This is a genomic window from Pseudomonas sp. Irchel 3H7 (assembly GCF_900187605.1).
GTDB lineage: Bacteria > Pseudomonadota > Gammaproteobacteria > Pseudomonadales > Pseudomonadaceae > Aquipseudomonas.
This window is the reverse complement of record NZ_FYEA01000006.1, coordinates 403,052-409,943: the sequence shown is the minus strand read 5'-3', so window position 1 is coordinate 409,943 and position 6,892 is coordinate 403,052. Positions and strand designations below refer to the sequence as shown.

Genomic DNA, 6,892 nt, shown 5'->3' with positions numbered 1-6,892 from the left:
TCTTTTTCAACTTCCTTTCGGCTTCGATGAACTGAAGCAACTCACTGCCGAAACCTACATAACTCATTGAATCTCAAGGAGTTTTCCGTTTCGACTGCGCCGGAAGTGGGGCGAATTATAGACATCTGAAATCTGCCGTCAAGCGTTAATTGCGCTTTTCTATCGACCCGGGGAAAAAAGGACTCTTCTATATAGACGTAACTCGATCGAATGCGCAGTATATTGCCCAACACCAATAATAATGCCTTGCTCTCACCTTGGACGATGCCACGTAATGAATGACCAGCCACGCTCTCTTGCCTCAATGCTGTTTCCGGTTGGCCTGCTATTAATAGCCATGGCGTCGATCCAGTCAGGAGCTTCTTTGGCCAAAAGCATGTTCCCTATCGTTGGCGCCCAGGGAACCACCACGCTGCGGCTGATCTTCGCCAGCGTGATCATGCTGTTAATACTGCGTCCATGGCGCGCGAGGCTGACCGCCAAATCACTGCGTACAGTCCTCGTCTACGGCATGGCATTGGGCGGCATGAACTTCCTCTTCTATATGTCATTGCAAACGGTGCCGTTGGGAATTGCCGTCGCCCTCGAATTTACCGGGCCACTGGCCGTAGCCATCCTTGCTTCCCGCCGTGCCATCGACTTTCTCTGGATTGCCCTGGCTGCCGCCGGCTTGATGCTGCTGATTCCAACAGGCACAACCAGCGCCGGAATCGATCTGGTGGGCGCCGGGTATGCACTGGGAGCCGGTGTCTGCTGGGCGCTATACATTCTGTTCGGTCAGAAGGCCGGCGCCGATAACGGTGTAACGACGGCAGCTCTGGGGGTAATGATCGCAGCGCTGTTCGTGGCCCCTATCGGCATCGTGCATGCTGGTTCAGCCCTATTGACCCCTTCGTTGATCCCGATTGCCATCGGCGTCGCCATTCTGTCCACCGCCCTGCCCTATACACTGGAGATGGTCGCCCTCACCCGCCTCCCGGCACGCACTTTCGGCACATTGATGAGTATCGAACCGGCCTTCGGAGCCCTCTCAGGACTGTTGTTCCTGCACGAATTCCTCACACTGTCACAATGGATGGCGATCCTGTGCATTATTCTGGCATCTGTCGGCGCAACCATGACCATGGGGAGTGCTGCGAAACCCGCCATCGCGGCTGATTGAAAGAGGATTCGACGAAGGTCTGGCAATTGACGCGCATTTAGGCCATGTTTAGACCTGTAACCCAATGCCAGACATGGATTTTTTCGGACAGGGATTTCAAAAGCTTAGAGCGCACGCGAACACAGGCAAACCCGAGCATTAGACTCGTGGCCGTTATAAGGACGGTAATGAAACGAATTTTGATACTGATCGCCATACTGGCAGTTGCAGGTTGTGCGGCGACTTCGGAAACTCAGGTAAAACGCGGAAAAAAAGGGCTGCACATCAACTGCTCAGGGCTATCGTCCTCCTGGGACAAGTGCTACGCCAGTGCCGCCAATGCCTGCTTGCCGAAGGGCTACAAGGTCATCGCAAAATCCGGTGACGCCGTGGAAGAGCCCGGCGATTACCCGTTCGGTCTCAATCCTGCGGGCTACACCAGCCGCAGCATGATTGTCATCTGTAAATAGATCAGCGCTGCCCGGCAATCTGGCGGCCAATTTCTTCATGGCTGGACTTCAGCACCGCTTGCTGAACGTCCGGCGTGGCCAACATACGCGCCACCACCAACGCCCCGACGCATTGCGACAGCACCGACCACGCCAGGGTCTCGCTCTCAAGAATCTGTGCCCAACGCTCCTGAAGCCGGCAAATCCACAGCTCGGCCTGCTCGCGCACCAGAACATCCGATCGGGCAATTTCTGCGCCCAACGCCGGCAACGCGCAACCGGCCTCAGGTTGCTCTACGTGAGCCATGCTCAGGTAGTGCTTGAGACAGCGCTCCAGTCGCTCACGATCCCGCGTGCCCTCCCCCCCCAATCGTTCAAGGCTTTGACCCAACTCGCGTTCGACGATGGCAGTGAACAACGCATCTTTCGATGAGAAATGGCTGTAGAACGCCGCACCGCTCAATCCGATAGCCTTCATCAAACCATCAACGCCCAACGTGGAAAAACCGGAACGCTTTGCTGACAGCGCGCTGCTCTGCAGCAGCTTTTCCCGTGTTTCCAACTTGTGACTGGCGGAGTAACGCATGTATTTGCCCTCGAATCGACTGCCTTGACGTTGTCTGGATCCTAGCATAACGTTCGTTCACTTAACGATCGTTTAATAAAGGCAATCACCCATGAATAACAAGAAGGTCATATTGGTTGTCGGCGCTGGCGATGCCACGGGCGGAGCGATTGCAAAGCGTTTTGCCAAAGAGGGACTCATCGCCTGCGTCACCCGACGCAGCGCCGACAAATTGCAGCCGCTAGTGGACGCGATCAAGGCTGAAGGCGGTGAAGCTCACGGTTTTGCCTGCGATGCGCGCAAAGAAGAAGACGTCATTGCTCTGATTGAAGACATCGAGACTCGCCTCGGTCCGATCGAAGCTTTTGTGTTCAATATCGGCGCCAATGTGCCATGCAGCATTCTTGAAGAAACCGCACGCAAGTATTTCAAGATTTGGGAAATGGCCTGCTTCTCAGGGTTCCTCAATGCCCGTGAAGTGGCCAAACGCATGGTCACACGCCAACGCGGCACTATCCTGTTCACCGGTGCCACCGCCGGACTTCGCGGTGCATCCGGGTTTGCCGCCTTCGCCGGAGCCAAACACGGTATCCGCGCGCTGGCACAAAGCATGGCGCGGGAACTGGGGCCAATGAACATCCACGTCGCCCACGTCGTAGTCGATGGTGCGATCGACACCGATTTCATTCGCAACAGTTTCCCCGAGAAGTACGCCACCAAAGATCAGGACGGCATCCTCAATCCCGAGCACATCGCCGAGAACTACTGGTATCTGCACAGTCAGCCACGGGATGCCTGGACGTTCGAGCTGGATCTGCGCCCCTGGAACGAACGCTGGTAAGCCCCCCGCCATAACAATAACGACAGAGACGCGAAAATGACGAAAACCGTGGATTTCTATTTCGACCTCGGCAGCCCTGCCACCTACCTGGCCTACACCCAACTGCCGAAGATTTGCGCGCAGACGAACAGCGAGCTGATCTACATTCCGATGCTGCTCGGTGGCGTCTTCAAGGCAACCGGCAACGCTTCACCGGCGATGATTCCGGCGAAGGGTCGGTACATGTTTGAGGATCTGGATCGCTACGCAAAACGCTACGGGGTGCCGCTGAAATTCAATCCGCACTTCCCGATCAACACACTGATGTTGATGCGTGCGGTAACCGGCATCCAGTTGCGTCAGCCAGCACGCTTTCAGGCGTTTATCGATTGTCTGTTCACGGCGCTATGGGTTGAAGGACGCAGCCTCGACGAACCGGCGACTGTCGCTGCTGTGCTGAGCGAACACGGTTTCGATCCGCAGGAAGTACTGGCGCTGAGCAACGATGAATCGGTCAAAGCAGCGCTTAAGGAGAACACCGAAACCGCTGTTAAACGTGGTGTTTTCGGAGCACCCAGCATGTTTATCGGCGATCAACTGTTCTTCGGCCAGGATCGGCTGGACTTCGTTGCGGAAGCCTTGCGCCAAGGCTAAACGATCATTCAGGCGCTGAACACAGCGCCTGAATCCCAGCCGATCAGATCGCCGCAGTACGGGTGTTCAGCCATTCCAGCGCCGCACCCTCAAGCAATGGACTCAAGCGCTCACGCACTTGCGCGTGGTAGGCGTTGAACCACTGTTTCTCTTCTTCAGTCAGCAACGCCGGCAGCAGGCAACGCGTGTCGATCGGGCACAGCGTCAAGGTTTCAAACTTGAGGAATTCTCCGAATTCGCTGCTGCCCGCCTCGCGGTTCATCGCCAGGTTCTCGATCCGCACGCCCCAACGACCCGGACGGTAGGTGCCTGGCTCGATCGAAGTAATCATCCCCGGCTGCATGGCCGTCTGCGGTGCAGGCGCGGCCTGATAAGCGATCACCTGTGGACCTTCATGGACGTTGAGGAAGTAGCCAACGCCATGACCGGTGCCGTGACCGTAATCGACGCTTTCGGCCCAGATCGGCGCACGGGCAATAGCATCGAGCAGCGGCGAGAGAATGCCTTTCGGGAACTGCGCGCGCGACAGGGCAATCACGCCCTTCAACACGCGCGTGCAATCGCGCTTCTGTTCTTCGCTCGGCGTACCAACCGGCACCATTCGCGTGATGTCCGTGGTGCCGCCCAGGTATTGACCACCCGAGTCGATCAGCAGCAAGCCGTCGCCTTCGATTACCGCGTGTTCTTCTTCGGTGGCGTGGTAATGCGGCATGGCGCCATTGGCGTTGAACGCGGCAATGGTGTTGAAACTCAGCGAGACATAATCCGGACGACGCTCACGGGCAGCGGTGAGTTTTTCGTCGATGGTCAATTCGGTAATGCGCTCGCGCCCCCAGGCCGATTCCAGCCAGGCGAAAAACTCGCACAACGCCGCGCCATCCTGCTCCATCGCTTTGCGGATATGTGCAGCGTCCGCTTCACTTTTCTGCGACTTGGCCAGCGTGGTCGGGTTCAAGCCTTCGACCAGTTTCACCGTGCTGTCGAGGTTATCCAGCAAACCGCTGGTAACGCGCGCCGGATCAACCAACAAACTCGCGCCACTCGGCACGGCACGCAGGGCATCAGCGACTTCGCTGTAATCACGCAACGTCACGCCGTCCGTCTCAAGCACCGAGCGCAAATCTGCGTCGACCTTGCTTAACGCTACGAACAACGTGGCCTGCTGCTGACCGATCAACGCAAACGAAACAAACACCGGGTTGAACGACACATCGCCGCCGCGCAAGTTGAACAACCAGGCAATGTCGTCGAGGGTGGCGATGAAATGCCAGTCAGCGCCGCGCTCTTGCAGGGTTTCGCGTAGCTTGGCCAGTTTCTCGCCACGGCTGACCGTCGCTTGCGGTGGCAGATGCTGATAGATCGGTGCGTTCGGCAGGCTCGGGCGATCGCGCCAGACTTCTTGCAGCAGATCAATGTCGGTGCGCAGACGTGCGCCGCGTGCTTCCAGTTTGCTGCTCAGGGTACGTGCAGAAGCCACGGCCATCACCGCACCGTCAACCGCGACCACACCACCTTCCGGTGTCTGCTCGGCAAGCCAGTCCAGCGGGCTCGGTTGACCCGGTTGCAACTTGACCAGTTCGATGCCGCTGCCCTTGAGTTCTTTGCTCGCCTGCTCCCAGTAACGACTGTCGGCCCAGACGCCGGCGAAATCAGCGGTGACAATCAACGTCCCGACCGAACCATGGAAGCCCGACAACCACTGCCGACCCTGCCAGTAACCCGGCAGATATTCCGACAAATGCGGGTCGGCGGACGGCACCAACAGCGCATGAATGCCTTCGCGGCGCATCAGTTCACGGGTGTGCGCCAGGCGCTGGGGCACCGATCCTTCGGTCGAGGTCTGGGTACTCATCATGTCTCCTGCTAATCACTTCATCGTTATTGTTCGTCGCCGTGAAATCGGCTCGTTTAAAGCCCTGTCGCCCAGAATGCCGGAGCACTGGCGCAGGCGGTCTTGATCAGTTCGACGGCCTTGTCGATGTCCTCGGCGGTGGTAAAACGGCCGAGGCTCAAGCGAATGGTGCGTCCGGCCAGATGCGCGTCATGCCCCAGCGCCAACAGCACGTGGGATGGCGTGTTACTGGCGGAGTTGCAGGCCGAGGTCGCGGAGAAAGCAATCGAATGGCTCAACGCCGCGCTGTTGAATTCGCCTTCGCTGAAGGTCAGGCTCAAGGTGTGCGGAATGCGCTGAGTGGCACAACCATTCAGGCGCACGCCCGGCAGGCTCAGCAGTTGTTCGAGCAAGCGTTCACGCAGCGCGACGATGGTTTTTTTCTCGACATCGAACGCCTCGGCGGCCAAGGCAAATGCTGCGCCCATCCCGGCAATCTGGTGCGTCGCCAGGGTTCCGGAGCGCAATCCCCCTTCGTGTCCGCCACCGTGAATCTGCGCCTGTAAACGCTGCTGCGCCCGTGGGCCGACGTACAACGCGCCGATGCCTTTGGGACCGTAAAGTTTGTGCGCCGAAAACGACATCAGATCCACCGGCCATTGCCCCAGATCGATGGCCACTTTGCCGGCGCCTTGCGCCGCGTCGACATGGAACAACGCCTCGCGACTGCGCACCACTTCGCCAATCGCTTGAACATCATTGACGGTGCCCAGTTCGTTGTTGACCAGCATCAGCGACACCAGAAAGGTGTCCTCACGCATGGCTTCGCTGACCGCTTGCGGGGTGATCAGGCCATCGGCGTCCGGCACCAGATAGGTCACGGCGATGCCGGCGTCCTGCAACTGGCGGGCGGTATCGAGGATGGCTTTGTGTTCGATCTGGCTGGTAATGATATGGCCGCCGGACACGCCGCGCGCCTGGGCCACACCTTTAAGGGCAAGGTTGTTGGACTCGGTGGCACCGGAGGTCCAGACGATCTGCTCAGCATTGGCGCCGACCAGTTCGGCGACCTGCCGGCGGGCCTGCTCGACCGTGTGTCGGGCCTGCTGGCCGAACGCGTGGGAGCTGGAAGCCGGGTTGCCAAAGTTACCGTGAAACCCCAGACACTCGATCATCACCTGGATGACCCGCTCGTCCACCGGGGTCGTGGCGGCGTAATCGAAATACAACGGACGTGTGTTCATAAAAGACTCGCAGAGCGTGTTCCGGGATCAGGAGGCTCGTGTCTGCAAACGGTACGGCGCAGCCTTGTGAGCTGCGCGTCGGTTCGAGAGCGTCATCAATACCTGATCGGATGCCGTTAAAGAAGAACAACTTCATTCAAAGTGCGTAGGAACGCTCCTGAAGTCGAGCTTAACAGGCATCCGGCCTG

Annotated in this window: 7 protein-coding genes; 4 read left to right on the top strand and 3 right to left on the bottom strand. The window is 58.3% G+C overall.

The window, feature by feature from the left end; translation table 11 throughout:
• Nucleotides 1-274 precede the first annotated feature (274 nt).
• The gene (gene rhtA / locus CKW38_RS14285; RefSeq protein ID WP_042704914.1) at nucleotides 275-1,162 is read left to right on the top strand and encodes a threonine/homoserine exporter RhtA; all 888 of its coding nucleotides are present in this window, start codon (nucleotides 275-277) and stop codon (nucleotides 1,160-1,162) included.
• A gap of 167 nt (nucleotides 1,163-1,329) precedes the next feature.
• A complete protein-coding gene (locus CKW38_RS14280) occupies nucleotides 1,330-1,611 on the top strand; it encodes a hypothetical protein (protein ID WP_007917561.1) in 282 nt (93 codons plus the stop codon).
• A gap of 1 nt (nucleotide 1,612) precedes the next feature.
• On the opposite strand, the gene CKW38_RS14275 is transcribed toward CKW38_RS14280, so the two are convergent.
• Complete coding sequence (locus CKW38_RS14275) at nucleotides 1,613-2,176, bottom strand: TetR/AcrR family transcriptional regulator (RefSeq protein WP_095113075.1); 564 nt, start codon at nucleotides 2,174-2,176, stop codon at nucleotides 1,613-1,615.
• Between the two features lie 91 nt (nucleotides 2,177-2,267).
• Here CKW38_RS14275 and CKW38_RS14270 point away from each other — a divergent pair, with 91 nt between their 5' ends.
• The gene (locus CKW38_RS14270; RefSeq protein ID WP_095113074.1) at nucleotides 2,268-2,996 is read left to right on the top strand and encodes an SDR family oxidoreductase; all 729 of its coding nucleotides are present in this window, start codon (nucleotides 2,268-2,270) and stop codon (nucleotides 2,994-2,996) included.
• Between the two features lie 36 nt (nucleotides 2,997-3,032).
• Nucleotides 3,033-3,629 carry a 2-hydroxychromene-2-carboxylate isomerase gene (locus CKW38_RS14265; protein ID WP_095113073.1) on the top strand — a complete coding sequence of 199 codons (597 nt, stop codon included), beginning with the start codon at nucleotides 3,033-3,035 and terminating at the stop codon, nucleotides 3,627-3,629.
• A 43-nt stretch (nucleotides 3,630-3,672) separates the two neighbouring features.
• On the opposite strand, the gene CKW38_RS14260 is transcribed toward CKW38_RS14265, so the two are convergent.
• Both CKW38_RS14260 and CKW38_RS14255 read right to left on the bottom strand, forming a co-directional pair.
• Nucleotides 3,673-5,481, bottom strand: a complete 1,809-nt coding sequence (locus tag CKW38_RS14260; protein WP_095113072.1) for an aminopeptidase P family protein — start codon at nucleotides 5,479-5,481, stop codon at nucleotides 3,673-3,675.
• Between the two features lie 56 nt (nucleotides 5,482-5,537).
• A complete protein-coding gene (locus CKW38_RS14255; RefSeq protein WP_095113071.1) occupies nucleotides 5,538-6,704 on the bottom strand; it encodes an aminotransferase class V-fold PLP-dependent enzyme in 1,167 nt (388 codons plus the stop codon).
• Nucleotides 6,705-6,892: the final 188 nt, after the last annotated feature.